At 74.2% G+C, this 23980-nt stretch carries 22 protein-coding genes and 1 pseudogene; 7 read left to right on the top strand and 16 right to left on the bottom strand.

Annotated elements, in window-relative coordinates; genetic code table 11:
• Positions 1 to 188: 188 nt before the first annotated feature.
• Both ACFY4B_RS37950 and ACFY4B_RS37945 read right to left on the bottom strand, forming a co-directional pair.
• Positions 189 to 563, bottom strand: coding sequence for a transglycosylase SLT domain-containing protein (locus tag ACFY4B_RS37950; RefSeq protein WP_241853055.1), 375 nt, complete (start codon positions 561 to 563; stop codon positions 189 to 191).
• Between the two features lie 581 nt (positions 564 to 1144).
• A complete protein-coding gene (locus ACFY4B_RS37945) occupies positions 1145 to 2662 on the bottom strand; it encodes a carboxyl transferase domain-containing protein (protein WP_387975757.1) in 1518 nt (505 codons plus the stop codon).
• Positions 2663 to 3049: 387 nt separating this feature from the next.
• On the opposite strand from ACFY4B_RS37945, the gene ACFY4B_RS37940 reads away from it, so the two are divergent.
• Positions 3050 to 3382 carry a ribonuclease gene (locus ACFY4B_RS37940; protein ID WP_387975754.1) on the top strand — a complete coding sequence of 111 codons (333 nt, stop codon included), beginning with the start codon at positions 3050 to 3052 and terminating at the stop codon, positions 3380 to 3382.
• A 129-nt stretch (positions 3383 to 3511) separates the two neighbouring features.
• On the opposite strand, the gene ACFY4B_RS37935 is transcribed toward ACFY4B_RS37940, so the two are convergent.
• A complete protein-coding gene (locus ACFY4B_RS37935; RefSeq protein ID WP_387975732.1) occupies positions 3512 to 4330 on the bottom strand; it encodes an MOSC domain-containing protein in 819 nt (272 codons plus the stop codon).
• A 143-nt stretch (positions 4331 to 4473) separates the two neighbouring features.
• On the opposite strand from ACFY4B_RS37935, the gene ACFY4B_RS37930 reads away from it, so the two are divergent.
• Positions 4474 to 5151, top strand: a complete 678-nt coding sequence (locus ACFY4B_RS37930) for a TetR/AcrR family transcriptional regulator (protein ID WP_380741577.1) — start codon at positions 4474 to 4476, stop codon at positions 5149 to 5151.
• 240 nt (positions 5152 to 5391) lie between these two features.
• Positions 5392 to 5916, top strand: coding sequence for a universal stress protein (locus ACFY4B_RS37925; RefSeq protein ID WP_387975729.1), 525 nt, complete (start codon positions 5392 to 5394; stop codon positions 5914 to 5916).
• 18 nt (positions 5917 to 5934) lie between these two features.
• On the opposite strand, the gene ACFY4B_RS37920 is transcribed toward ACFY4B_RS37925, so the two are convergent.
• Entirely contained in the window at positions 5935 to 6681 is a 747-nt protein-coding gene (locus tag ACFY4B_RS37920) for an alpha/beta hydrolase family protein (RefSeq protein WP_387975726.1), read from the bottom strand.
• Positions 6682 to 6949: 268 nt separating this feature from the next.
• Positions 6950 to 7756 (bottom strand): IclR family transcriptional regulator, encoded by an 807-nt coding sequence (locus tag ACFY4B_RS37915; RefSeq protein ID WP_049650658.1) that lies wholly within the window; start codon positions 7754 to 7756, stop codon positions 6950 to 6952.
• 324 nt (positions 7757 to 8080) lie between these two features.
• Here ACFY4B_RS37915 and ACFY4B_RS37910 point away from each other — a divergent pair, with 324 nt between their 5' ends.
• The 3 genes from ACFY4B_RS37910 (at position 8081) to ACFY4B_RS37900 (ending at position 11525) form a co-directional block, all read left to right on the top strand.
• The gene (locus tag ACFY4B_RS37910; RefSeq protein ID WP_387975723.1) at positions 8081 to 9391 is read left to right on the top strand and encodes an extracellular solute-binding protein; all 1311 of its coding nucleotides are present in this window, start codon (positions 8081 to 8083) and stop codon (positions 9389 to 9391) included.
• Positions 9392 to 9603: 212 nt separating this feature from the next.
• Positions 9604 to 10581: a carbohydrate ABC transporter permease gene (locus ACFY4B_RS37905; RefSeq protein ID WP_049650656.1), complete on the top strand. Its 978-nt coding sequence runs from the start codon at positions 9604 to 9606 to the stop codon at positions 10579 to 10581.
• A 32-nt stretch (positions 10582 to 10613) separates the two neighbouring features.
• Positions 10614 to 11525, top strand: coding sequence for a carbohydrate ABC transporter permease (locus ACFY4B_RS37900; RefSeq protein ID WP_387975720.1), 912 nt, complete (start codon positions 10614 to 10616; stop codon positions 11523 to 11525).
• Positions 11526 to 11623: 98 nt separating this feature from the next.
• On the opposite strand, the gene ACFY4B_RS37895 is transcribed toward ACFY4B_RS37900, so the two are convergent.
• The 3 genes from ACFY4B_RS37895 to ACFY4B_RS37885 all read right to left on the bottom strand — a co-directional run bounded on the left by ACFY4B_RS37895 (position 11624) and on the right by ACFY4B_RS37885 (position 13946).
• Positions 11624 to 12235, bottom strand: a complete 612-nt coding sequence (locus ACFY4B_RS37895; RefSeq protein ID WP_074004503.1) for a hypothetical protein — start codon at positions 12233 to 12235, stop codon at positions 11624 to 11626.
• Positions 12236 to 12397: 162 nt separating this feature from the next.
• Positions 12398 to 13183 carry a VOC family protein gene (locus ACFY4B_RS37890; protein WP_387975718.1) on the bottom strand — a complete coding sequence of 262 codons (786 nt, stop codon included), beginning with the start codon at positions 13181 to 13183 and terminating at the stop codon, positions 12398 to 12400.
• Between the two features lie 121 nt (positions 13184 to 13304).
• Positions 13305 to 13946, bottom strand: a complete 642-nt coding sequence (locus tag ACFY4B_RS37885) for an alpha-ketoglutarate-dependent dioxygenase AlkB (protein ID WP_049650653.1) — start codon at positions 13944 to 13946, stop codon at positions 13305 to 13307.
• 175 nt (positions 13947 to 14121) lie between these two features.
• Here ACFY4B_RS37885 and ACFY4B_RS37880 point away from each other — a divergent pair, with 175 nt between their 5' ends.
• Complete coding sequence (locus ACFY4B_RS37880) at positions 14122 to 14640, top strand: universal stress protein (protein ID WP_117492329.1); 519 nt, start codon at positions 14122 to 14124, stop codon at positions 14638 to 14640.
• A gap of 7 nt (positions 14641 to 14647) precedes the next feature.
• Here the strand turns inward: ACFY4B_RS37880 and ACFY4B_RS37875 are convergent, their stop codons facing one another.
• The 8 genes and pseudogenes from ACFY4B_RS37875 to ACFY4B_RS37840 all read right to left on the bottom strand — a co-directional run.
• Positions 14648 to 16273, bottom strand: coding sequence for an amidohydrolase (locus tag ACFY4B_RS37875; protein ID WP_387975715.1), 1626 nt, complete (start codon positions 16271 to 16273; stop codon positions 14648 to 14650).
• Entirely contained in the window at positions 16270 to 17130 is an 861-nt protein-coding gene (locus ACFY4B_RS37870; protein WP_387975712.1) for a PaaX family transcriptional regulator C-terminal domain-containing protein, read from the bottom strand. Before ACFY4B_RS37870 ends, ACFY4B_RS37875 begins: the two co-directional genes overlap by 4 nt.
• Before the next feature lie 156 nt (positions 17131 to 17286).
• The gene (locus ACFY4B_RS37865) at positions 17287 to 18039 is read right to left on the bottom strand and encodes an Asp/Glu racemase (RefSeq protein WP_049650649.1); all 753 of its coding nucleotides are present in this window, start codon (positions 18037 to 18039) and stop codon (positions 17287 to 17289) included.
• Between the two features lie 32 nt (positions 18040 to 18071).
• On the bottom strand, positions 18072 to 18986 hold the full coding sequence (locus ACFY4B_RS37860; RefSeq protein WP_387975709.1) for a fumarylacetoacetate hydrolase family protein: 915 nt from the start codon (positions 18984 to 18986) through the stop codon (positions 18072 to 18074).
• 17 nt (positions 18987 to 19003) lie between these two features.
• Positions 19004 to 20167 (bottom strand): cupin domain-containing protein, encoded by a 1164-nt coding sequence (locus ACFY4B_RS37855; protein WP_387975707.1) that lies wholly within the window; start codon positions 20165 to 20167, stop codon positions 19004 to 19006.
• The gene (locus ACFY4B_RS37850) at positions 20164 to 21135 is read right to left on the bottom strand and encodes a carbon-nitrogen hydrolase family protein (RefSeq protein ID WP_387975704.1); all 972 of its coding nucleotides are present in this window, start codon (positions 21133 to 21135) and stop codon (positions 20164 to 20166) included. Before ACFY4B_RS37850 ends, ACFY4B_RS37855 begins: the two co-directional genes overlap by 4 nt.
• Before the next feature lie 68 nt (positions 21136 to 21203).
• Entirely contained in the window at positions 21204 to 23594 is a 2391-nt protein-coding gene (locus tag ACFY4B_RS37845; RefSeq protein ID WP_387975702.1) for an FAD-dependent monooxygenase, read from the bottom strand.
• Positions 23591 to 23935, bottom strand: a pseudogene (locus ACFY4B_RS37840) (acyl-CoA thioesterase); the annotation flags it as partial. The gene ACFY4B_RS37845 and the pseudogene ACFY4B_RS37840, both read right to left, overlap by 4 nt.
• Between the last annotated feature and the right edge of the window lie 45 nt (positions 23936 to 23980).

Here is a 23980-nt window from a genome sequence, read left to right as displayed (position 1 = left end):
AGGAGCCGGAGCCTGAGCACCTGCGGAGCCCGCCGCCCACGGGCGCCGGGGAACCACAAGAGGGCCCGGACCACGCGGATCGCGCGGGTCCGGGCCCTCTCGGGCACCCCGGTGGTCCCTGTCCGACCCCCGGGGTGAGGGGGAGTGGTCAGGTGACGGTCGGAGGCTGGTGGGCCGATGGGGTCGGCTTAGTACCAGTGGTTGGCCTGCCAGAAGTTCCAGGCGGCGTTCGGGCTGCCGTAGCGGGTGTTCATGTAGTCCAGCGCCCACTTGATCTGGGTGGCCGGGTTGGTCTTCCAGTCCGAGCCCGCCGAGGCCATCTTGGAGCCCGGCAGCGCCTGGGCCAGGCCGTACGCGCCGGAGCTCGCGTTGGTCGCGGACACGTTCCAGCTCGACTCGTGGGCGATGATCTGGCTGAAGGACGCCAGCTGGTTGGCCGGGACGATCTGGGCGGCGATGGCCTGCGGGGAGGCGGTGGCGGCGTTCGCGGTGGCGGGCAGGACACCCGCGCCCAGGGCGGTCAGACCGGCGGCGCCGGCGAGGATCGCGGCGGAGGTGCGCATACGGAGCTTGAAAGCGGGCATAAAGAGCAGGACCTCAATCGGGTTGGGCCGGGTCACTCCCCGCCGCGGACCTCGGCCGGACAGGGGCCGTAACGGTCGCGGGGTCGTGACCCGGCAGCAAGCCGTTCACCGGCGGGACAGGTGCCGGTGCGGCTGACGACTGAGCCATTGTTGGCAGACGGCATCGGCCCCCGCCAAGACCCCCTCGGTACGACCCACGGTCGTACGGAAGGGGCCGCCGTGGATTCGAAGGGGCGGTCGCGCGGAGCGTGCGGAGCGGGGGTGAGCTGCGCGAACGCGGGGGGTGCCGGGGCGGCGCGGGCGTTCCGGGGGTGTCTACTACCGCCCGTCGTGGGTGTTGATCACGTGTGAGCGCACTCACCGTGCGGGGCTCGGCGGGCGTCACTCGCCGGCCCGGTCGAAGCACGGTGGGTACAGACGATCAACCCCGCGCTGAGACCGGCGCCACACCTGAGCGGCGGGAGCGGCGCGACACCCGAGCGGCGGGACCGGCGCCACACCCGAGCGGCGGGATCGGCGCGACACCGCCGCGCCGAGCGGCAGGAGGTGGGAGGCGGGTCCTAACGGAGGTCGCCCAGCCGTCGGTGCCGGACGGCCCGGGCCGCGAGCCGGTCCGCTTCGGTGGCCGCCGACAGGGCGCCGAGCGCCGCGCCGACCGCCTGCCCGAGCCGGGCGCAGAAGGCCGTCGGCTCCTCGGCGGCGTCCGGTAGCTCCGGGACCACCTCGTCGACCAGCCCGACCTCGGCCAGCCGGTGCGCCCCGATCCCCTGGGCGCGGGCCAGCTCGGCGGCGTGCGCGCCGTCCCGGTGGACGATCGCCGAGGCGCCCTCCGGCGGCAGCGGTGCCAGCCAGGCGTGCTCGGCGGCGATCACCTGGTCCGCCGGGAGCAGCGCGAGCGCCCCGCCGCCCGAGCCCTGGCCGAGCAGCACGGCCAGGACGGGGGTGCGCAGCGCGAGCAGGGTGGTCAGGCAGTGGGCGATCTCCACCGCGATGCCGTCCAGCTCGGCCTGGGCGGACAGCTCGGCGCCGGCCGTGTCCACCACGGTGACGAGCGGCAGTCCGAGCTGCTCGGCCAGGCGCGCGGTGCGCCGTACGGCCCGCAGGTCGGCGGCGGTGAAGGGGCGTTCGTGCTCGGGGGTCTGCCGCTGCTGGCCGACGACCAGGACGGGCCGGCCGCCGAGCAGGGCCAGCGCCCGGACCAGTGCGCCGCCGCGCCCGCCGGGGGCGTCCAGCAGCACCAGCTCCTCGGCGGTGTGCCGCAGCAGCTCGCGGGTGCCCGGGCGGTCGGGGCGCCGGGTGCGGAGGACGGAGTCCCAGGCGTCGGGGTGCCCATGAGTGCGGACGGGCGCGGGGGTCGGAGAGGCGGTGGGGTCTGTAGGAGGGGACGGCGGTGCGGCGGCGAGGACGGCGAGGGTGCGGCGGAGCAGCTCGCGCAGCTCCTGCGGCGGTACGACGGCGTCCACCAGTCCCTGGCCGGCGAGGGTCTCGGCCCGCTGGACGTCCGGCGGCAGTTCCACGCCGCGCAGCTCCTCGTACACGCGTGGGCCGAGGAAGCCGAGCCGGGCGCCGGGCTCGGCGAGGACCAGCTGTCCGAGCGTGCCCCAGGAGGCGAAGACCCCGCCCATGGTGGGGTTGCGCAGGTAGGTGAGGTAGGGGAGGCCGGCGGCGCGGTGCGCCTGGACGGCGGCGGTGATCCGCAGCATGCAGAGGAAGGCCGCCGACCCCTCCTGCATCCGCGTCCCGCCGGAGACGGGCAGGGCGAGCAGCGGCAGCCGCTCGGCGGTGGCGCGTTCGACGGCGCGGGTGATCCGCTCGGCGGTGGCGACGCCGATCGAGCCGCCGAGGAAGCCGAACTCGGAGGCGATGAGGGCGACCGGCCGGCCGTCGATCGAGCCGACGCCGGTGAGGACGGCCTCGTCCAGGCCGGTGCGCTCGCGGGCGCGGTCGAGGGAGGCGCGGTAGCCGGGGTCGGGCCGGTCGACGGCCGGTGGCTCGTCCCAGCCGCGGAAGCCGCCCGGATCCACCAGCAGGCCGATCAGCTGGTGGGCCGTCAGTGCCGTGCCCGAGCCCGTACCCATGCCCACCCCGTCAGAGTCGTTCCGGCGATCGTTCCGGTGATTGCTCCGGCGATCGTTCCGGCGGTCGTCCCGGCCCCGCCGTGATCCGTCCGGCTAGGCGGCACTCTATGCGGCACGGTCCGGTCGGGACAGCTCCGACATGAGTTCGATGGCGGTCGACCCTTGCGCTGGACGGGCGGTTCGTGGGCGTTTCGCGGACGGCTCCGGGAGAGGGGCGCGGGGCTCGGCGTACGGCTCAAGTCCTCGTAGGTAAAGGGTAGTTACTCGCTGGTTAATAGTTTTTCTGAGGGCTTCCGGAGCTGACGGTGTCTCGTCAGACTGGTGGACATGACTCGCACTCTACGCGCGTGGAAGACCCGCGCCGCCGCCGTCACCGCCGTCGCCCTGATGACCCTCGCCCCGGTCGCCGTCGCCACCGAGGCGCACGCCGACGTGAGCGGCTCGGTCTGCCTCTCCGCCCTCTCGTCGCAGGCCACCGACACCCTCAACCTGATCGCCTCCGGCGGACCGTTCCCCTACTCCCAGGACGGGGTGGTCTTCCAGAACCGGGAGGGCGTCCTGCCCAGCGAGTCCTACGGCTACTACCACGAGTACACCGTCATCACCCCGGGCTCCCCGACCCGCGGCGCCCGCCGGATCGTGACCGGGCAGGCCAGCCAGGAGGACTACTACACCGGCGACCACTACGCCACGTTCTCGCTGATCGACCAGACCTGCTGACCGTCCGCTGATCACCCCGGGGCCGTCCCCGGACGCTCCGACACGACGGTGGCCTCGGCTGGCTTCCCCGCCGAGGTCACCGCCGTGCGGCCGTAACCGTAGCCGTAGTAGCTACGGCCGCCCCCGGGCTCAGAGCTCGGACGGCCCCCAGGCGCCCACCGCCAGCTCGTCCCCCACCCGCAGCGTGCCGGGCCGCAGCACCGCGAACTTGCTGCCGAACGCCACCCCGCCCGCCGCCGCCCGGCGGTACCGGGCCAGCGTGCGCAGCGGCTCCGGGCCCGCCTTGGTGCCGTGGGACTGGTCCACCATCGTCACCGCGCAGCGGATCGCGAGCTTGGCGTAGCCCAGTTCGGCCCCGCCCACCTCGATCCGGCGGGCCAGGTCCTCGGTGTGCGGTTCGGACCAGCCGTCCACCACCACGTTCGGGCGGAACCGGTCCATCGGCAGTGGCGGAGTGCCGGAGAGCTCGTTGAAGTACTCCAGCGAGGAGCGCGACACCAGGTGCACGGCGCAGCTGTCCGCGTAGCCCGAGGTGCCCGGGACCAGCCCGTCGGTCACCCGGTCGTGCTCCGGCGGCACCCGGACCAGTCGGCTGCGCGCGCCCAGCACCCCGGAGAGCCAGTCGGCGGCCTCCTCGCCCTGGTCGATGCCGAAGAACGGCGCACCGAACAGCCGCACCTCGCGGCGCGGGCCCCCGGTGTCCACCGGAACCGACACCGGCTCCGTCCCCGGGGCGGCCAGGGTCAGCGAACGGCCGTCCTCCGCCACCGTCGGGCGGACGGTGGCCAGCACCGGGTCCCGGCGCTGGGAGCGGAACACGCTCTCCTCGTCCACCACCATGAACGCCCGGTCGTGGGCCAGCCCGGCCCGGGTGAGCTCCGCCTGCGCGGCCGCCACCCCCGCGCAGCCCTTCACCGGGTAGTACCGCAGTTCCGTCACCGTGGCCATCGTCCTGCTCCCCCTTCGCGCCGGCGTGCCGTGCTACGCCCGCGTACCGTCCATCTCGCGAACCCCACAGGGTAGTTGAGCGGGTCGACGGGGGTGGAGGCGGGACGGGGTGGATCCGCCCGCCGCTTGCTAGGGTCGGGGGCATGGCACCACCGAGCAGCGCGAACCCCCCGGGGCGGCTCCGGCGTGACGCGCAGCGCAACCGCGACCTCCTGCTCGCCGCCGCCCGCGACATGTTCTCCCGGCACGGCCTGGACGTGCCGCTGGACCAGATCGCCAAGGAGGCGGGCGTCGGCAACGCCACCCTCTACCGGCACTTCCCGACCCGCGAGGCACTGATCGGCGAGGTGTTCGCGGACGCCGGGGGCGGCCTGGCCGCCGCGGGCGAGGAGGCGCTCGCCGACGCGGACGCCTGGACCGGCCTCGAACGGTACTTCGGGCGGATCTTCGAACTGGTCGCCGCCGACCGGGGCATCAACGACCTGGTCACCCAGGCCATCCCGACCATCCCCGGGATGATCGAGATCAGCCGCGGGCACGCCACCACCGTCGGCGCCCTGATCGCCCGCGCCCAGGAGCAGGGCACCATGCGCCGCGACGTCGTCACCATGGACCTGCTCTTCCTGCTCGGCCCGCTCTGCCGCGCCCTGCCTGCCGCCACCGAGCTGCGCCCCGACCTCTGGCGCCGCTACCTTGCCCTGCTGCTCGACGGCTTCCGCGCCCAGGCCACCCACCCGCTGCCGGTCCCGCCGATCGGGGAGGAACACCTGGACCGGATGTTCGCGGACCTCTGGGAGGCGGAGCAGCCGGAGCTCTCCTGAGCCCGAGCCCTCCTGAGCCCGAGCCCGCCGCGAGCCCGAGCCCGCCGCAAGCCCGAGCCTGCTTCCGCCCGTGCCGCATCAGGGACGCGTACGGAAGGACGGGCTCCGCGTCAGGGCCGCGTCAACGGCCCGTGGCCGTACTGGCGCGGGCCGCTTTGCTGGGGTGGAATCGGCGCGGTCCGGTCCGGCCCGGTGCGAGGGCACCCGGGCGCGCGGGCGGACGGAGAGGCAGGGCGGGCCATGACGGACAGTGGTGCGGACGGGGGCCGGATCGTGGTCGGCATCAGTGGCTCGTTGGGCAGCCTCGCCGCACTGCACCGCGCGGTGGCCGAGGCCCGTCGCTCGGACGTCGAGGTGCTCGCGGTGCTCTGCTGGACCCCGCCCGGCGACGAACTCGGCTACCGCCGCACCCCGTGCCCGCCGGTGATCGAGGCCGGCCGCGACGCCGCCGTGGCCCGGCTGCGGCAGGCCCTCGACGAGGCCTTCGCCGGACGCCACGCAGGTGTCCGGCTGCGCTGCCAGGCCGTCCGCGGCGACACCGGCCACACGCTGGTGCGGTGCGCGGACCGGCCCGGTGACCTGCTCGTCCTCGGCGCCGGACGGGAGCGCGGCCGCCTCGCCCGACTGGTGCGCCCCTCGGTCACCGCCTACTGCGTCCGGCACGCCGCCTGCCCGGTCCTGGCCGTCCCGCGTCCGCCGCTGCAGCGCGAGCTGGAGGCCCTGGAGCGCGGTGGCGGGCTGCGGGAGCCGGCGGCGGGGAACTGAGGTCAGGCCGGCCTGACCTCAGGCCGACCCGGCCGCCTCGGCGAGGACGGCGGCGGTCCGCCGGCCGGCGGCCAGGGTGTCGGCGTCGGTGGCCGGGAGGCAGCGGCCGGCCTCGGGGTGGTAGGCGGTCATCACCACGCCGGCGTGGTCGGTGGGCAGTTCGAGGGTCCGTACCGCCGAGCGCTGCTTTGTCAGAGCAGCGCTCAACCGCCGGGTGTGCTCGATGTCCACGATCCCGTCCGCCGTGCCGTGGACCAGCCAGAGCGGGACGGGGGACGGGCCGGCGGCCAGGTGGTCGAGCGGGGCCTCGCCGGTGGTGACGGCCGTGGTCGAGTAGTGCGAGGCGATGCCGACGGCGGCGACGGGCCGTAGCTCGGCGGGGGTGTCCGGGTGGGTGGCCACGGCTATCGCCTCGCGGCCGCCCATCGACCAGCCGGCCAGCACGAAGCGGGCCGGGTCCCCGCCGTGCTCGGCGGCGATCCGGCGGGCCTGGGCCAGCGAGGTGAGCAGTTCGGCGCCGCCGCGGTCCGGCTGCTCGGAGCTCCAGTCCGGGACGAGCACCAGCAGCCCCAGCCCGGCGGCCTCCCGGGCCAGCGGCCGCAGCACGTCGCGCTCGTTCGGGCCGTTGCCGTGCCAGAGCAGGACGACGGGAGCCGGTCCGGCGGTGCCGGCGGCCGGGAGGTGGACGTCCATCAGCCGCCCTTCCGCGTACGGAGCGGCAGTCGGGGCGGCAGGCGGACCGGCCTCGGGTCGAGCGCTCGTCATGCGGGGTTCCCCTCCGGTTCGGTGGATGATCACGGAGCTGGTACTGTACTTCTCGTCGCGAGGGAGGGATTCCTCGTCAGGCGTCAGTGGTGCTACCAGAGCACGTCCTACTTTCAGTAGGAAGAGTCCGTGCGACCCGGGCCTGGCGCTCCAGAGTCGGACAGGGTCCGGTGCCGTTCGTTCGGCGCCGGGCCCTGTCCGCGTTTCCGGGAACAGGGTGACCGCCGGACGACCGTTCAGGACGGGGCGTTCTCGGGACGGGGCGTTCTCAGGACGGCTGGCGGTCGGAGCCCAGCTCGCGGGAGATCCGCAGGCCGACCTGGGCGACCACCGGGCCGAGGGCGCGGACCCGGGCGGCGGTCATCCGTGAGGTGAGGCCGGAGACGGACAGGGCGGCGGTCACCTCGCCGGTGTGGTCGAAGATCGGGGCGGCGACGCAGCGGACCTCGGGCTCGTTCTCGCGGTCGTCGATCGAGTAACCGCGGGCGCGGATGCGGGCGAGGTCGGCGCGGAGCCGGGGCTCGTCGGCGATGGTCCAGGCGGTCACCGGGCGCAGTCCGGCCGCGACCACCTCGGCGACGGCCTCCTCGGGCAGCCAGGCGAGGATCGCCTTTCCGGTGGCGGTGCAGTAGGCGGGGGCCCGGCTGCCGACCCGGGAGGCCATCCGGACGTTGGTCTCGTCCTCGACCTTGTCCAGGTAGACGATCCCGGGGGCCTGCCAGACGGTCAGGTGGACGGTCTCGCCCGCTTCGCGCTGGAGCCGGCGCAGGTGTTCGGCGGCGACGCTGCGCAGGTCGAGGGTGGTCAGGTAGGCCTGGCCGAGCCGCAGGGAGCCGTGGCCGAGCCGGAACCAGCCGGTCTCGCGGTCCCGGTCGAGGAGGTGCTCGTCCAGCAGGGGGCCGGCCAGTCGCAGCACGGTGCTCTTGTTCAGGCCGAGCCCGTCGGCGAGCTGGGCGAGCGGCACGCCGCGCCCGTCGCCGTGGTCGCGGACGTAGCCGAGGACGGCGAGCGCGCGGCGCAGCGAGGAGGACTGGTTGCGTTCGGTCGCGGGTTTCTTGGGCGCCGTCTCCGTCATGGGTCCGTTCCCTGTGTCGTTCTGCCGGTGTTCCCCCGCAGGTCGGCGGCGGTTGTCAGAACGTACCCGGTCGTGACGGGATCGCCTCATCTTCGATACAACGTTGTGCAGTGCAAAACTTTCCCCAACTCCCTCTTGTTGGCGCCGATCGCCCCCGCCTAACGTCCCTGCCATCGAGCAGGCGACGTCGCCCCACCCGAGCGCTGCGCCCTGCCGTACCCCCACCACTTCACCCACCATCGGCCCCGGTCAGGGCCTGCTTCGACGTGCCCGTCCCCGCGGCGGACGTCTCGGCGGCAGCTGTCGGGAGGGGAGGTCTCCACCATGCGACTCATCGGACGGACCGCCGCAGCCGTCGTGCTCGCCGCCGGCTGCCTGGCCGCCACCGCCTGTGCCCCCGGCACCGCCTCGCCGGCGAGCGACAAGGCCGCCGACGACCGGACCGGCACGCTGCAGGTCTGGCTGTACAACGAGGCGGGCAACGCGGCCAAGGAGGCCGTGATCGCCAAGGCCGTGACCGACTTCCAGGCCTCCCACCAGGGCGTCACCGTCAACGTCAGCTACATCGACACCGACGCCTCGGCCCGCGCGGCCAAGATGAAGGGCGCGTTCAACGACCCGAACAGCGCCCCCGACCTGGTCGAGTTCGGCAACACCGACCTGCCCGGCTACGTCGCCGCCGGCGGCCTCGCCGACATCACCACCGAGCTGGACAAGTGGCAGGACAAGGGCGACCTCGACCCGGCGATCGCCAAGACCGCCGTGGTGGACGGCAAGACCTACGGCCTGCCCTGGTGGGTCGGCGTGCGCGCGCTGTACTACCGCACCGACCTGTTCACCGAGGCCGGCCTCACCCCGCCGACCTCGTACGCCGAACTGGTCGCCGCCAACCAGAAGATCCACGCCGCCCACCCGGACACCTTCGGCATCGCCGTCGGCGGCAAGTACACCTTCGCCGCGCTGCCCTTCGTCTGGGACGCGGGCGGCGACATCGCCACCAAGGACGGCGCCGCGTTCAAGGCGGCGATCAACTCGCCCGCCTCGCAGGCCGGGATCAAGCGCTACACCGACCTCTTCGGCGCCGACGGCTGCCCCGCGCAGCAGTGCGCGGACCTGACCGGCGGCAAGACCGTCGACCTGTTCGCGGCCGGCAAGTCGGCGATGGCGGTGCTGCTCAACTCCAACCGCGGCAAGGTGGACGCGGGCGCGGTCAAGGGCAAGTACGGCGTGGTCCCGCTGCCCGGCGAGAAGCCCGGCTCGATCGCCCCGGCCTTCGCCGGCGGCAACAACCTGGGCGTGATGAAGGCGGCCAAGCACCGCACGCTGGCCGTCGAGTTCGCCGAACTGCTGGCGAGCCCCGCGTACCAGGAGCAGATGTACGACGCGATGGGCAACCTGCCGACGCTCAAGTCCGTCAGCGGCAAGGTCGCGGCGAAGGACGCGTTCCTGAAGCCCTTCACCGACACCATCGCGGCCGGCACCAGGTTCGTCCCGCTCGACCAGGCGTGGGCGCAGATCGACGCCCAGGCGGTGATCCCGACGATGCTCCAGCAGGTCGTCACCGGCAAGGCGGACGTGGCCAAGGCCTCGGGCGACGCGGCCGCGCAGGTCTCCTCGGCCTTCGCCGCGCACTGACGGCCGACCGCCGGCGGCGGGGGCGCGCCACGACCGCCGCCGCCGGCATGTGAGTCACCGCCACCGTCACCGCCGCCGGCGGCGAGTCACCGGCGCCGCTGCCGGTACCGAGTCACCGCCGCCGGTACCGAGCCACCGGCGCCGCACCGCCGGCCCCCGGCCGCGTACGGACGGCCCCCCTCCCGGTTCGTCTCAGAGAGCAGGTCCCGCACGTGTCCGTATCCACCTCGACCGCCCCGGCGCCGCCTTCCCCGCAGAGGCGCCGTGGGGGAAGGGCGCCGGCCGCACCCCCGGGCGGCCGGCGCCGGCGGCCCCCGCTGCTGCTGCTCCTGCCGGCCGCGGTCATCCTGATCCCGCTGGTCGCCTACCCGATCTACCAGCTCGGCCTGCTGTCCGTACTGGACTTCGGGCAGGCCCAGGCCTCGGGCGGCGCCCCGACCTCCTTCGTCGGCTTCGGCAACTACTCGAAGATCCTCGAGGACGAGCAGTTCTGGACGGTGCTGTTCCAGACCATCGGCTTCGCGGCGTTCTGCGTGGTCGCCACCCTGGCCGTCGGCGCCACCCTCGCGGTGCTGCTCACCAAGGTCGGCCGGTGGCCCCGGCTGGTGCTGACCACCGCGGCGATGGCCGCCTGGGCGGCGCCGGCGATGACCGGTTCGACGGTGTGGAGCTTCCTGTTCGACACCAACCTCGGCCTGGTCAACCACACCCTGGAGGGGCTCGGACTCTCCGGCTTCCACGAGTTCAACTGGTTCTACGACAAGTGGACGGCGTTCCTGATCGTCGGCGCCGTGGTGGTGTGGCACTCCTACCCGTTCGTGATGGTCACCCTCTACGCGGGCATCCGGGCCATCCCGGAGGAGATCATGGAGGCGGCCGCCCTGGACGGCGCCAACACCTGGACCACCTTCCGCCGGATCACCGCACCGATGCTGCGCCCGATCCTGACCATCGTGGTGATCCAGTCGGTGATCTGGGACTTCAAGGTCTTCACCCAGATCTATGTGATGACCGAGGGCGGCGGCATCGCCGGCCAGAACCTCGTGCTCAACGTGTACGCGTACCAGAAGGCGTTCGCCTCCTCGCAGTACGGGCTGGGCGCGGCGATCGGCGTGATCATGCTGCTGATCCTGGTGATCCCGACGGTCCTGTACATCCGCACCCTGCGACGGACGGGGAACGAACTGTGAGCCCGGCGAACTCCCCGGCGAACTCTCCGGCCGTGAAGCCGGCCCGGAACACCGGCGGCCCCCAGGACGCGAGCCGCCCCCGGAACACCCGGGGTCGGAACACCCGCGGCCGGTGGCGGCTGGCCGCCAACAGCGGCGCGATCGTGCTGGCCGTGGTCACCGCCTTCCCGATCTTCTGGATGGTGCTCTCGGCCTTCAAGCCCAAGGGCGAGATCCAGTCGCTCGACCCCAGGCCGTGGACCGCCCACCCCACGCTGGAGAGCTTCCGTCAGGTGCTCAGCGTGGACGGCTTCGCCCGCTACTTCGGGAACAGCCTGGTGGTCGCGCTGTCGGTGGTGGTGCTGTCGGCGATCGTGGTCTTCCTGGCGGCGGTGGCCGTGACCAGGTTCCGGTTCAAGTTCCGCACCACCATCATGGTGATGTTCCTGATCGCCCAGATGATCCCGGTCGAGGCGCTGACCATCCCGCTGTTCTTCATGTTCCGCGACGCCGGACGGTTCGCCCCGGGCATCGGGCTGAACACCCTGGCCTCGCTGGTCCTGGTGCAGCTGGCGTTCTCGCTGCCGTTCGGGATCTGGATGATGCGCGGCTTCGTCGCGGCCGTCCCGGTCTCGATCGAGGAGGCGGCGCAGATCGACGGGGCCGGCCGGACCCGCATCCTGTGGCGGATCCTGCTGCCGCTGGTGGCGCCGGGCCTCGCCGCGACCAGCGTGTTCTCCTTCATCGCGGCGTGGAACGACTTCGTCTTCGCCAAGACCTTCATCATCAGCGCCACCCAGAACCAGACGCTGCCCTCGGCGCTGCTGGTCTTCTTCAAGCCGGACGAGAACGACTGGGGCGGCATCATGGCGGCGTCCACGCTGATGACCGTGCCGGTGCTGATCTTCTTCATCGCGGTGCAGCGCAAGCTGGTCTCCGGGCTGGCCGGTGCGGTGAAGGACTGATCGCCCGCGAGTGCGGAGCGGCCGGGAGTCCCGTCGTCGTGCGGGACTCCCTGTCGTACGTGAGGGTGGGCGCTCCGGGCGTGGGCGCCGACACCGGTTCAGGAGACGAAGCCGACGATGTCGGTGCCCTTCCGGCTCCGTGCGATCCGCAGCCAGCCGACGACCTCCGCGACGGCCTCGGCCACCTCGCGCTCCGGCACCGGGGCGCGGCCCTCGCGCCCGGCCCGGTCGAACCGGTCCAGCGCCTGCCCGCAGTCCCCGGCCGACCAGGTGCCGCAGGACGGCACCGCGCAGAAGGGGAGTCCGGCAGGAAGGCCGCCGCCGTACTGGAAGTCCGCGACCGAGACGGCGGTGATCCCGTACGCCTTCAGACCGTCGTCGACCACCTCCAGCCAGTTGCCCCGGAACGGGCCGAAGGAGTCGACCTCCAGGGGTTGCCCGACCAGCCAGCACAGCCGCCGGTACGCGTAGCCGTACTGGAAGGCGTGGTCCTCGTTCCCGGAGAAGGGCCCGCCGTGCACCACGGCGCGCAGCGCCTCCAGGGCGGTCGGGGCGCCCTGCGCGATCTCGTCGGCGAAGTGCTCGTCGGACCTGTCCAGGGACGGGCCGAAGTACGCGAGGGCCTCGTCGACCGCTCCGTCGTCGCCGCTGCCGACGCGGGCACGGAGCTCCGCGGGGTCGACCAGGTACGCGCGCAGGAAGGAACTCATATCAGCACGGTAGCGGGCGCAACGGACAGCCGGGTCGGCGGGTCCGGTCGCCCTCGGGCGGTGGGCTCGCACTGAATCTTCTTGCCGTACAGGCAAGTTGACGGGACGGCAGCGGCCTCGCCGGCTCCCCGGGTGAGGGGCGGGAGCGTCGGCGGCCCGGGCTCAGGCCGCGGCTGCGGAGTCGCGGGCGGGGACGGCGACCAGCACGAACTCCGCGCCGGCGTCGTCCCGGACCAGCGCGGTGCGGCCGAACGGCCCCGGCGCCGGACCGGTGACGACGGTGCCGCCGAGGGCGCGCAGCCGGTCGGCCGCGCGGTCGGTGTCCTCGGTCGCGAAGTGGACCAGCCAGCGTGCGCCTCCCTCCGAACCGGCGCCCGGGCCGGAGGGGCTGGAGGGGTCGGAGGGGCCGATGCTGCACGCGGGCCGACCGGCCACCCGGGCGAGGGTGTGGCCCGCCCGCGGCCGGTCGTAGCTGTAGCCGACGACCCGGCGGTAGAAGGCCCGCGCGGCGTCGGGGTCGGGGGAGAGGTGCTCGTTCCAGGCGAACGCGCCGGGCTCGTCGACCAGGCCGGCGCCGTCGATGGTGCCGGCCCGCCACAGCCCGAAGCGGGCACCGAGCGGGTCGACGGCGAGCGCGGCGCGGCCCTGCTCGGGCACCTCGTACGGTTCGCGGGCGAGGCGGCCGCCGGCGGCCCGGACGGCGGCGGCGGTGCGCAGCGGGTCGGGGCAGGCGAGGAAGGTGGTCCAGGCGGGCGGGTCGGTCGGCCGGGCCCGTTCGACGGCCGCGACCTGGGCGCCGTACCGGGTGGCCACCGCCTCGGCGGGGCCGGTCGGGACGAACTCCCAGTCGAACAGCGCGCCGTAGAAGGCCTGTGCCTGTGCGGTGTCCGGCGTGGTGAGCACGACCCAGCACGGGATCCCGGCGCGGTAGTTGCCCGGCTTCGGCATGCGGTCCTCCTGGCGGGCCCGGTGTCCGGCGCCCGGCATCCGGCGCCCGGAGCAACGGCCCCACCCGCCAGCCTCCGCGCCCGGCGAACGGGTGGCAAGCGGGCGTCCCCGACGACGATGCCTAGGACACCCCGTGCGGCCGGAACTGGACGCTGATCCGCGGGCCCACCGGGCGGGCCGTCTTGGGGATCGCGTGCTCCCAGGTGCGCTGGCAGGAGCCGCCCATCACCACCAGGTCCCCGTGGCCGAGCGGGTGGCGCACGACGGTCGTGCCGCCGGACCGGGGCCGCAGCGCCAGGGTGCGCGGCTCGCCGACGGAGAGGATCGCCACCATGGTGTCCTCGCGGGCGCCGCGCCCGATCCGGTCGCCGTGCCAGGCCACGCTGTCCCGGCCGTCCCGGTAGTAGCAGAGTCCGAGGGTGCGGAACGGCTCGCCCAGCTCCCGGGCGTAGTGGTCGCTCAGGGCGGCCCGGGCCAGGCCGAGCACCGGGTGCGGCGGTTCGGCGTGCGCCGGGTAGGAGGCCAGCAGGCGCGGGACGTCGACCGTCCGCTCGTACATCTCGCGGCGTTCGGCGCGCCAGGGCACGGTGGCGGCCAGCTGTTCGAACAGCTCGTCGGCCCCGTGCAGCCAGCCCGGGAGCAGGTCGAGCCAGGCGCCGTCGCCGAGCGGCTGCCGTCGCAGGCCGTCGAGCGGGCCGAGGCGGACGCCGCCGCGGTCGGTGTCGTCGAACAGCGAGGGCTGGAGGTGGACGGTGCCGTGCATGGGGTCAGCGTACGCCCTTGTTCGAACAGGTGCTCGAATATTGCGCCCAGGGCATGGGTATGCCGAGCGATGCACGGTGATATTCAGTTAATGCCTTCGATTTGCAGGCCAAATCGGGAGTGTGGCAACATAATCGCAGACATTGAAGAGTTTTGACATCGGAAAGTGAAGGATCATGTCGGACGGCGCCCGCGTCATCGTCGGAGTCAGCGGTTCCCTGCACAGCCTGACCGCCCTGCACCGGGCGGCCGAGGAGGCCCGGGTCCGGCAGGCGGTGCTGGTGCCGGTGCTGGCCTGGACGCCGGTCGGCGGCGAGCGCAACTACCGGGCCCGGCCGTGCCCGCCGCTGCTGCGCGCCTGGCAGGAGCTCGCCGAGGCGCGGATGACGAGCGCGCTGGAGCAGGCCTTCGGCGGTCTGCCGATCGGCGTGCCGGTGCGGCCGCTGGTCGTGCGCGGCGATGCCGCCACGGTGCTGACCGGGCTCGCCGACCGTCCGGGCGACCTGCTGGTGGTCAGCACCGGCGAGCAGGGCGGCCTGCGGGTCAGGCTGCGCGGGCTGACGCGCCGCTCGGTCACCCGGCAGTGCCTGGCCCGGGCCCGCTGCGGGGTGCTCGCCGTTCCGCCGTCCACGCTGCACGAGGACCTGCGCGCGCTGCACCGCGGCATCGACCTGCGGGAGCTCGCGGCGGCCTGACGGTCCGTCAACTTCGGTGCGTGGTGCGGCCGTCGACCACCGTACGGGTGGGGCGGAGGTCGCGCAGCGCGTCCACCGGGCAGTCCAGCGGATCGACCGGCCACACCGTGAGGTCGGCGAACGCCCCCGGCCGCAGGCTGCCGCGCACCGCGCTCTCGCCGGTCAGCCGGGCCGCGTTCACGGTGTGCAGGGCGACCGCCTCGGCCCGGCCGATCGCGTGCTGCGGGCCGACCACCCCGGCCGTGGTGCCCCGGGTGGTCATGCCCCAGACCGACACCATCGCGCCGTACGGGCCGACCGGGAAGTCCGAGCCCCCGGTGATCAGCGCGCCCTCGTCCAGCCACTCGCGCAGCGGGAAGAGCGCGGCGGTGCGCTCCTCGCCCCAGGCCCGCTGCTGGGTGAGCGCGCCGTCGTGCAGCAGCGGGTGCTGGACCGTCACCGGGATGCCGAGGGCGATCGCCCGGGCCCGCTGTCCGGGGCGGGCCAGGCCGCCGTGCTCGACCACCAGGGTGCCGGGCGGCAGGCCGGGGCGGCGCGCGGCCACCTGCTCGAAGACGTCCAGCAGCACCCGCAGCCCGCGGTCGCCCCAGGCGTGCACGCCGACCCGCCAGCCCCGCCCGACCACCCGGTCCACCGCCGCGAGCAGCTCGGCCGGCTCCCAGAGCAGCCGGCCGTGGTAGCACGGCTGCCCCCGGTAGGGCTCCTCCACGGCGCCCGCCTCGAAGCCGCCGTCGATGCCGAACTTGACGCCCCACAGGCTCAGTCGGCCGTCGTCCCGGCCGGCGGAGCGCCAGGCGTCCATCCGCTCCAGCAGCGCGTCCACCTGCTCCGGCGTGCGGGCGGCGAAGCCGGAGACCAGCGCCCGGACCCGGACGGCCAGGGCGCCCCCGGCCCGCGCGGCGTCCAGCACCTCCAGGTCCTCGACCGGGACCAGGCAGTCGCGGACGGTGCCGATGCCGGTGGCGGCGAAGTCGGCGGAGGCGGCGCGCAGGCCCTCGATCCGCTCCGCGAGGGTGGGGCGCGGCAGCACCCGCTCGACCAGCTCGACCGCCCGGTCGACCAGCCGGCCGGTGAGCCGCCCGTGCCCGTCGCGCTCGATCACACCGCCGGGCGGTGCCTCGGTGGCCTCGGTGATCCCGGCCAGCCGCAGCGCGGCCGAGTTGAGCACCATGTTGTACGCGCCGCGGCGCACCAGCACCGGGTGGTCCGCGGTGGCCGCGTCCAACTCCCCGGTGGTGGGCATCCGTTGCTCGGCCAGCAGCACCTCCTGCCAGTTGACCGTGGTCTGGATCCACTCCCCGGCCGGGGTGCGGGCGGCGCGCTCGCGGATCAGGGCGAGGAACCCGGCCAGATCGTGGGCCCGGTGGACGGGCACGCCGTGGACGCTGTGCCCGGCCATGACCAGATGGGTGTGGGTGTCGTCGAAGGCGGGCAGCACCGTCGAGCCCGGGGCGTCCACCACCTCGGTGGCCGGGCCGACCAGGGCGTCCAGGCCGTCGGGCGCGGGGGACAGGGCGGTGATCCGGCCGCCGGTGACGGCGACCGCCCGGCGGGGCGGCTCGCCGGGCACCAGGGTGTGCACGGCGGCGGCCCGGATCAGCAGGTCGGCGGGGACGGGGGCGGGGTCGGTCATTGCGGCTCCTGGATCGCCGGACGCACCGGGGGGCGGGACAGCCCGGTGACCTTCTCGACGTACCGAAGACTGGGCTCGGCGAGCAGCCCGTGCAACTCGGTGAACACCGCGCGGGCCGGCACCGCGTTCCAGTCGGCGGGCAGCAGCTGCGCGGGCAGCCCCGGGTCCAGGTACGGCAGGCGGCGCCACTGGGTGAGCATCGGCACGTAGGCGCGGAACGCCTCGGTCGGGTCGACCGGCGACCGGTCGCGCCGCTCCTCGGCGGTCGGGTGCCAGGCGTCGGCGAAGGCCGCGTACTGCGCCTCGATCGCCGGGAGGTCCCACCAACTCGCCACCGCCGTCCGGAGATCGGCGAAGCCGGCGTACTCGGCGGAGAGGAACAGGTGGACGTAGGCGCTCAGCCCGAGCCGGTCCAGCAGCCGGCGGGCGTCCGGCAGCAGCCGGGCGGGCGCCAGCCAGACCCCGGGGGCGGCGTTGCCGAAGCCGAGCCAGCTCAGCCGGGAGCGCAGCTGGTGGCGGTGGGCGCGGGCGGACTCGGGCACCGAGAAGACCGCCACCACCCAGCCGTCCGCGAGCGCGGCGGGCTCCAGGCTGTGGAAGATCCGCCGGTCGCCCTCCTCGAAGACCGGCTCCACCGCTGGGGCGAGCCGGTAGCCGGTTCCGCCGCGGCGCTCCTGGAGCAGGGTGCCGGCCTTCTTCAGCCGGGACGTCGCCGAGCGGACGGCCGGGCCGTCGACGTCCAGCTCGGCCAGCAGGGCGATCAGGTCGGCGATGGATATCCAGCCGCCGAGGCGGCGGACGAACTCGCCGTAGACGGTGTTGATCAGGGAGCTCGGCCGGGGTGCGTTCTCGGACATGCGCGGGCCCTCCTCCCCGGCGACTGGTGGCGATCATAACGAGGGTGCGGGACATCGGAAGGGTCTTGCCGATCTTTGCCGGATGCGCCGATCCGGCGGGAAGCGCACGGAACACCTGCTACGGGTGACGCCTCCTGCGCGGACCGCTACCGCCCGCTACGCGTAGGCGCCGGAGAGCAGGGTCCCGGCCCCGGGGGCGAAGGCGGGCAGGCCGAGGGCCCGCAGCAGCTGGTGGGTGGTGCAGACGGCGGCCGAGACCACGGGCTTGCCGAGCTGCTGCTCGGCCTCCTCGACGGCGGACAGGGAGGGCAGCTGCACGCAGGCCGAGAGCACCACGGCGTCCGCCCCGGCGTGGGCGAGCCCGCGGGCGATCGCGGGCAGCCGGGCCGGGTCGTGGGCGGCCACGTCGAGGTTGTCGGCGATCTCCAGGGCGGCGTGGTCGAGCACCTCGATGCCCTCCGCGGCGAGGTACTCGACCACCGTCCGGGCCAGCGGCCGCAGGTACGGGGTGACCATCGCGACCTTGGCGGCCCCGAGTTCGTGCAGCCCGGCGACCAGGGCGCCGGCGCTGGTGACCACGGGCGCGGGGGCGCCGTTCTGGATGGTGCGCAGGTGCAGCCGCCGCTCGGCCTCGCGGTGGTAGCCGTGGCCGGTGGCCATCACCGCGACCAGGCAGGCGTAGCCGAGCACGTCCACCCGGGCGTCCGAGAGCTCGGCGGCGCAGCGGTCGGACTCGGCGTCCATGGCGCGCAGTTGCTCGGGGGTGACCCTGGTCATCCGCATCCGGCTGGAGTGGAAGGTGAACCGCTCGGGGGCGACCGCCTCGCGGGCCCGCAGCAGGGCGGGGACCTCGGTCTCCATGGTGACGTTGGAACTCGGGACGATCTGGCCGATCCGGTAGGTGGTCATCGGGCGGACGGTCCTTTCCGGTCGGGGGCTGGTCAGCGGGCGTCGACCACGGGGTTGGCGAGGGTGCCGATCCGCTCGATGGTGGCCTCGACGAGGTCGCCGGGCTGGAGGAACCGCGGGGGCACCATCCCGGCGCCGACGCCCGAGGGGGAGCCGGTGGCGATCACGTCGCCCGGTTCCAGGGTGACGCCGGAGGAGATGTCGGCGATCAGCCGGGCGACGCCGAACAGCATGTGGCGGGTGTTGGAGTCCTGCCGCGGCTCGCCGTTGACCTTCAGCGAGAGGTCGAGCCGCTGCGGGTCGGGGATCTCGTCGGCGGTCACCACGACCGGGCCGAAGGGGGCGTAGCCGTCCTGGCCCTTGGAGAAGAACCACTGGCCGGAGCGGCGCTGGTCGCGGGCGCTGATGTCGTTGACGATGCTGTAGCCGAACACGTGCCGCAGCGCGTCCGCCTCGGCCACCCGGAAGGCGGGCGCGCCGATCACCACGGCGAGTTCGCACTCCCAGTCGAGCTGCTTGGTGAGGTCGGCGTTGTGCGGGATGGGCCCGCCCGGGCCGGTGACGGCGGTCGAGGGCTTGCCGAACAGCACCGGGCGGTCGGGGAGTTCGCGGTCGGTGTCCAGGGTGCGGTGCGACTCGGCCACGTGCTCCACGTAGTTGAGGCCGACGCCGACGATCTTGCCGGGGCGCAGCGGCGCGCACAGCGAGACCTCGGCGAGCGGCCTGGTGGCCGGGGAGCCGGCGAGCAGCTCGCGGACGACGGCCAGGGCCGGTTCCCCGGCGCGGATCAACCCGAGGAGGTCGGGCGGGAGTTGAGTACCGGCGGCGGTGGCCAGGGCGGTCAGGTCGGCGACCCGGTCGCCGTCGAGCCGGGCGCCGAGGTGCGGGGCGGCTGCGGCTTCGGCGGTGGCAGCGGGGTCGGCGATTCGGAAGGTCAACAGGTGCATGGCGGTGGGGCTCCTGGTCAGGCGGTGGTGGTGGGCTGCTGCCCGTCCGGGTGGGCCTCTTCGCGGTGGAGGCCGAGCGCGTGCATCACCGGGAAGTCGTTGAAGGAGAACAGGCAGGCGTCCTCGCCCTGGTCGAGGTTCGCGTGGTCGTGCCAGGCCCAGGACGGGACGACGAAGACGTCCCCCCGCTGCCACTCGAAGCGGTGGCCGGCGATCACCGAGACGCCCCGCCCCTTGGCCGCGGTGTACACCACCGAGCCGGTGTGCCGGTGGGCGCGGGTGGCCTGGCCCGGTCGCAGCAGTTGCAGGTGGGCGGACATGGTCGGCATCACCGGGCCGCCGGTGACGGGGTTGGTGTACTCCATGACCACGCCGTCGAAGGGCGATCCCTCGGTGGCGCGGGCGAGTCGGCAGAGCGCGTGGTAGCTGGGCTCCCAGGGCCAGCCGAACAGCGGCGAGTAGGGGCGGGTCCACTTCTCGACGCCGTACGGCAGCAGGTTGCCGCCGTAGCTGAGCAGCGAGGAGTTGGTGACCGGCCCGGGCCGCTGGTACAGCTCCGGGTGGACCTCGTAGAAGTTGGCGTCGAGGGTGTTGACCAGCGGGATGTCCAGGCCGTCCTGCCAGATCACCGGGGCGTCGTCGGCCTCGTTGCCGTGCTCGTGCCAGGTGCTGTTCGGGGTGATCGCGAAGTCGCGCGGGCCGACCTTGAGCTTCTGCCCGTCCACGACGGTCCAGGCGCCGGTGCCCTCGTGGACGAAGCGCAGCGCGGAGGCCTGGTGGCGGTGCGCGGTCATCGCCTCGCCGGGGCCCATGATCTGCAGCCCGGTGTACAACAGGCCTACGGCGGCGCTCAGTTCGCGGCGGCCGGGGTTCACCAGCATCACCACCCGGCGCCCGGCGTCGTCGGCCTTCACCAGGGGCAGGGCCTTGTGCACCAGTGGGCGGAGGTCGGCGTAGCGCCAGAGCACGGGGACGGACCTCGGCTGCGGGTACCAGGGCTCGATCTCGTTGGCGACCGTCCACAGGGCGCCGGCCTGGTACTTGGCCAACTCCTCGTAGTAGGCGAGCAGTTCCGGGCTGTCGGTGACCCTGGCCCGGCCGATCCGGTCGTCGTCGTGACTGTCGTAACGGTCCTGGTCGTCGTGACCGTCGTGGCCGGGGGTGCGTTCGGGGCTGGTCATGCCTCCTCCTCGGGGAACACCAGCGGCCGCAGCGGGCGGTTGTCCACGTGCAGCCGGAAGACGTCGAAGCGGTTGTAGTGGCCGACGATGTCGTGCATCTGCCGGGGCTGGACGCAGCGGCCGAGGTCGATCTCGGCGTAGACGATGCCCTCCTCGTCCACCAGCGGTTCGGTGACGGCGCGGCCGTCCGGGCCGAAGATCCCGGACAGGGCGCTGTGCGGGCGGGCGAGTTGCTTGCGGAGCCGCGGGTCGTCGCCGGCGATCAGGTCCACGATCTCGGGGGAGACGGTGGAGCAGGAGACGACCGAGAACACCTTGCCCTCGAAGCAGTGCGCGGCGGTGCGCAGGGCGATGGAGTCCGCCATGTCGTAGTCCTCGGGGCCCACCGGCAGCGCGATGTAGCAGGCGGCGTGGACGAGTTCGCCCTGGGCCAGCAGGGTGAAGCGGGCCAGCGGGTTGGTGTTCTCGCCGCAGGCCAGCGCGCCGAGCGGGCCGACGGCGGTGGGGTGCACCGTGAGGGTGCTGCCGTCGCCCTGCCCCCAGGTCAGCTTCTCGGCCCAGGTCGGCACCAGCTTGCGGTGCACGCCGAGCAGTTCGCCGTCCGCGCCGATGATCAGCAGGGTGTTGTACAGCGGTCCGAGGCCGGGCCGGCCGCGTTCGTTGACCCCGATCACCAGCACCACGCCGGCCTGCCGGGCCGCGGCCCGCAGGGTGTCGACGTACGGGCCGGGGACGTCCACGGCGGCCCGGTACAGCCGGTCGTACCAGGGCGAGCCCTGCACCGGGTTCATCGTCCAGTTCCAGTACGGGTAGCCGGGTATGAAGACCTCGGGGAAGACCACCAGTTCGGCGCCGTGCCCGGCCGCCTCGTGGATCAGCGCGACGGCCTTGTCGACGGTGGCGGCCGGGTCCAGGTAGACCGGGGCGGCCTGGACGGCGGCGGCGGTGAAGCGGGGCAGGTCGGGCATGGTTCCTCGTCCCTCCTCGGGGGCTGCGGTGGGGAACGCGACGGCTTCTCGAGGGGCTCGGGGGCCGCTCACGGAAGGTCCGGTGACCAGCGGCGGTGGACGGGCGGGGACGGCTCGCGCAGCAGGTGCAGGCGCGGGGCGACCCGGTCGGCGTTCGGCCCGGGCGGCTTCCGGCTGCCGGCCCGCCAGGGTTCGGGCCAGCGGGCGCCCGGCCCGGTGTGGTCCCGCTCGGCGGCGGCGTGCAGCGTCCAGAGCGGGTCGTACAGGTGGGCGCGGCCGACCGCGACCAGGTCGGCCCGGCCGGCCAGCAGGACGGAGTCCGCGTCGTCGAACCCGGAGATGGCGCCGACCGCGATGGTCGGCAGGCCGGTGGCGGCGCGGACCAGTTCGGCGAAGGGCGTCTGGTAGCCGCGCCCGTACGGCGGCCGCTGGTGCGCCACCACCTCGCCGGTGGAGACGTCCAGCGCGTCCGCCCCGGCCCCGGCGAGCGCGCGGCCGATCGCCACGGCCTCCTCCTCGGTGGTGCCGCCGGGCGCCCAGTCGCTCGCCGAGATCCGCACCAGCAGCGGCCGCCCGGACGGCCAGACGGCGCGCACCGCCGTCAGCACCTCCAGTGGCAGCCGCAGCCGGTGGGCGAGCGGACCGCCGTAGCGGTCGGTGCGGCGGTTGGTGAGCGGGGAGAGGAAGGAGGAGAGCAGGTGGCCGTGGCCGAACTGGAGCTCCAGCACGTCGAAGCCGGCCCGGGCGGCCCGCTCGGCGGCGGCCGCGAAGTCCGCGGTGACGGCGGTCAGTTGGATGTCGTTCGCCTCGTGCGGCACCGGGCTGCCGGTGTCCCAGGGGAGGGCCGAGGGGGCGATCAGCGGCCAGCCCTCGGCGAGCGGGTGCCCGACGCCGTCCGGTCCGGGGCCTGCGCTCGCGCCCCGGCGGCCGGCGTGGGTCAGCTGGATGCCGAGCGGGGTGTCGCTCACCGCCCGTACCGCGTCGACGAGTCGGCGCCAGGCGGCCTCCTGGTGGTCGGCCCACAGGCCCGGGCAGCGGTCGGTGGCCCGGCCCTCGGGGCTGACCGCGGTCATCCCGGCGATCACCAGCCCCGCGCCGCCGAGCGCGTGGCCGGTCAGCTGGGCGCGGTCGAAGCCGCTGGGCAGCGCGTCGGGGGAGGTGAAGGTGGCGAGCGGGGGCACCACGACGCGGTTGCGCAGTTCCAGCGCGCCCAGTTTCAGCGGCCGGAACATCGGCGGCACCCCGGGCGAGCCGCCGAAGGCGGTGTCCACGGCGTCCACGAAGGCGGGGTCGCGGGCCCGCAGGTTGCCGTAGGTGACCCGCCGGCTGCGGGTGAGCAGGTTGAAGGCGAACCGGTCGATCCCCTGCCCGGTGCGCCGCCCGATGGTCTCGAACCATTCCAGGCTGGCCTGCGCGGCGCGCTGGGTGGACTCCACCACCGGGCGCCGCTCGGCCTCGTACCCGGCCAACGCCGCGTCCAGGGTGGGCTGTTCGCTCAGTGCGGCGGCCAGGGCGAGGGCGTCCTCCAGGGCGAGCTTGGTGCCGGAGCCGATCGAGAAGTGCGCGGAGTGCGCGGCGTCGCCGAGCAGGACCACGTTGCGGTGGCGCCAGCTCGCGTTCCGGACCGTGGTGAAGCGGATCCAGCGGGAGGCGTTGGGGATCAGCCGGTGGCCGTCCAGGTGCCCGGCGAGCAGCTCGGCACAGCGCCGCACGCTCGCCAGGTCGCTCTCGCCGCGCGCCGACTCCCGTGCGGCGAAGGCATCGAAGCCAGCGCGGTGCCAGGCGTCCGCGGCCGCCTCGACGATGAAGGTCGAGCGGGTGGCGCTGTACGGGTAGGCGTGCACCTGGAGGACGCCGAAGTCGTACCGCTCGACGATGAAGGTGAAGGCCTCGAAGACCTTGTCGGTGGCGAGCCACATGTAGCGGCAGTGGCGTTCGTCCAGGTCGGGGCGGAAGCTCTCGGGGTGGGCGGCCCGGGTGCCGGAGCGGATTCCGTCGGCGGCCACCACCAGGTCGTACTCGGCGGCCAGTCGGTCGACGGGCGGCGCCGGGGTGCGGTAGCGCACGTCCACCGCCAGCTCGGCGCAGCGCTGTCGGAGGACGGCGCGCAGCCGGTTGCGGTCCAGGGCGGCGAAGCCGTGGCCGCCGCTGGTGCGGACCTCGCCCGCGTAGCGGATGTCGATGTCGCTCCAGCGGGCGAACTCGGCGCTGATCGCGGCGAAGACGAGCGGGTCGGCCCGGGCGATGCCGTCCAGGGTCTCGTCGGAGAAGACCACGCCGAAGCCGAACTCGTCGTCCCGGCCGTCCCGTTCGAAGACGGTGATGTCCCGGTCGGGTGCCAGCTGCTTGGCCAGGGCGGCGAAGTAGAGCCCGCCGGGGCCGGCGCCGATCACCGCGATCCGGCGCACCGCCCGCGGAGCCGCGTCCGGTCGGCCCGCGCGGTCCGGTGCCGTGCTCATGCGAGCACCTCGGGCCGCTGCGGCCCCGCCTCGGCCAGCGTGCGGCGGACCTGCGCGGGCCACGGCTGGGAGCCCCCGTCCTGCGGCGCGGCGTGCACCACCGACATCCGCCCGCTCGCGGCCAGTCCGTGCGGGCCGTGCACCTCGAAGGCGTAGTGCAGGGAGGAGCCGCCGACCCGGATGACCCGCAGTTCGGTGCGGACGAGGTCGCCGAACCAGAGCCGTTCGCGGTAGTCGGCCTCGAAGTGCACCCGGGGTATCCGCCCGAACAGTTCGGCGAGCCCGAGCCGGCGCAGCAGGGCCGCCTCCGCCGCCTCGGCCCAGCGCTGCACGGCGGAGAAGTGGTAGTGCCCGGCGGCGTCGGTGTCGGACCACTCCACCCGGCG

It is taken from the genome of Kitasatospora sp. NPDC001261, from assembly GCF_042896795.1.
Classification (GTDB): Bacteria; Actinomycetota; Actinomycetes; order Streptomycetales; family Streptomycetaceae; genus Kitasatospora.
This window is presented reverse-complemented; position numbering and strand designations above follow the sequence as displayed.

Bases quoted from the DNA above. Each gene is read 5' to 3' on its own strand.
- ACFY4B_RS37950 (WP_241853055.1), bottom strand. From the start codon at position 563: ATGCGCACCTCCGCCGCGATCCTCGCCGGCGCCGCCGGTCTGACCGCC.
- ACFY4B_RS37945 (WP_387975757.1), bottom strand. From the start codon at position 2,662: ATGGGTACGGGCTCGGGCACGGCACTGACGGCCCACCAGCTGATCGGC.
- ACFY4B_RS37940 (WP_387975754.1), top strand. From the start codon at position 3,050: ATGACCCTCGCCCCGGTCGCCGTCGCCACCGAGGCGCACGCCGACGTG.
- ACFY4B_RS37935 (WP_387975732.1), bottom strand. From the start codon at position 4,330: ATGGCCACGGTGACGGAACTGCGGTACTACCCGGTGAAGGGCTGCGCG.
- ACFY4B_RS37930 (WP_380741577.1), top strand. From the start codon at position 4,474: ATGGCACCACCGAGCAGCGCGAACCCCCCGGGGCGGCTCCGGCGTGAC.
- ACFY4B_RS37925 (WP_387975729.1), top strand. From the start codon at position 5,392: ATGACGGACAGTGGTGCGGACGGGGGCCGGATCGTGGTCGGCATCAGT.
- ACFY4B_RS37920 (WP_387975726.1), bottom strand. From the start codon at position 6,681: ATGACGAGCGCTCGACCCGAGGCCGGTCCGCCTGCCGCCCCGACTGCC.
- ACFY4B_RS37915 (WP_049650658.1), bottom strand. From the start codon at position 7,756: ATGACGGAGACGGCGCCCAAGAAACCCGCGACCGAACGCAACCAGTCC.
- ACFY4B_RS37910 (WP_387975723.1), top strand. From the start codon at position 8,081: ATGCGACTCATCGGACGGACCGCCGCAGCCGTCGTGCTCGCCGCCGGC.
- ACFY4B_RS37895 (WP_074004503.1), bottom strand. From the start codon at position 12,235: ATGAGTTCCTTCCTGCGCGCGTACCTGGTCGACCCCGCGGAGCTCCGT.
- ACFY4B_RS37890 (WP_387975718.1), bottom strand. From the start codon at position 13,183: ATGCCGAAGCCGGGCAACTACCGCGCCGGGATCCCGTGCTGGGTCGTG.
- ACFY4B_RS37885 (WP_049650653.1), bottom strand. From the start codon at position 13,946: ATGCACGGCACCGTCCACCTCCAGCCCTCGCTGTTCGACGACACCGAC.
- ACFY4B_RS37880 (WP_117492329.1), top strand. From the start codon at position 14,122: ATGTCGGACGGCGCCCGCGTCATCGTCGGAGTCAGCGGTTCCCTGCAC.
- ACFY4B_RS37875 (WP_387975715.1), bottom strand. From the start codon at position 16,273: ATGACCGACCCCGCCCCCGTCCCCGCCGACCTGCTGATCCGGGCCGCC.
- ACFY4B_RS37870 (WP_387975712.1), bottom strand. From the start codon at position 17,130: ATGTCCGAGAACGCACCCCGGCCGAGCTCCCTGATCAACACCGTCTAC.
- ACFY4B_RS37865 (WP_049650649.1), bottom strand. From the start codon at position 18,039: ATGACCACCTACCGGATCGGCCAGATCGTCCCGAGTTCCAACGTCACC.
- ACFY4B_RS37860 (WP_387975709.1), bottom strand. From the start codon at position 18,986: ATGCACCTGTTGACCTTCCGAATCGCCGACCCCGCTGCCACCGCCGAA.
- ACFY4B_RS37855 (WP_387975707.1), bottom strand. From the start codon at position 20,167: ATGACCAGCCCCGAACGCACCCCCGGCCACGACGGTCACGACGACCAG.
- ACFY4B_RS37850 (WP_387975704.1), bottom strand. From the start codon at position 21,135: ATGCCCGACCTGCCCCGCTTCACCGCCGCCGCCGTCCAGGCCGCCCCG.
- ACFY4B_RS37845 (WP_387975702.1), bottom strand. From the start codon at position 23,594: ATGAGCACGGCACCGGACCGCGCGGGCCGACCGGACGCGGCTCCGCGG.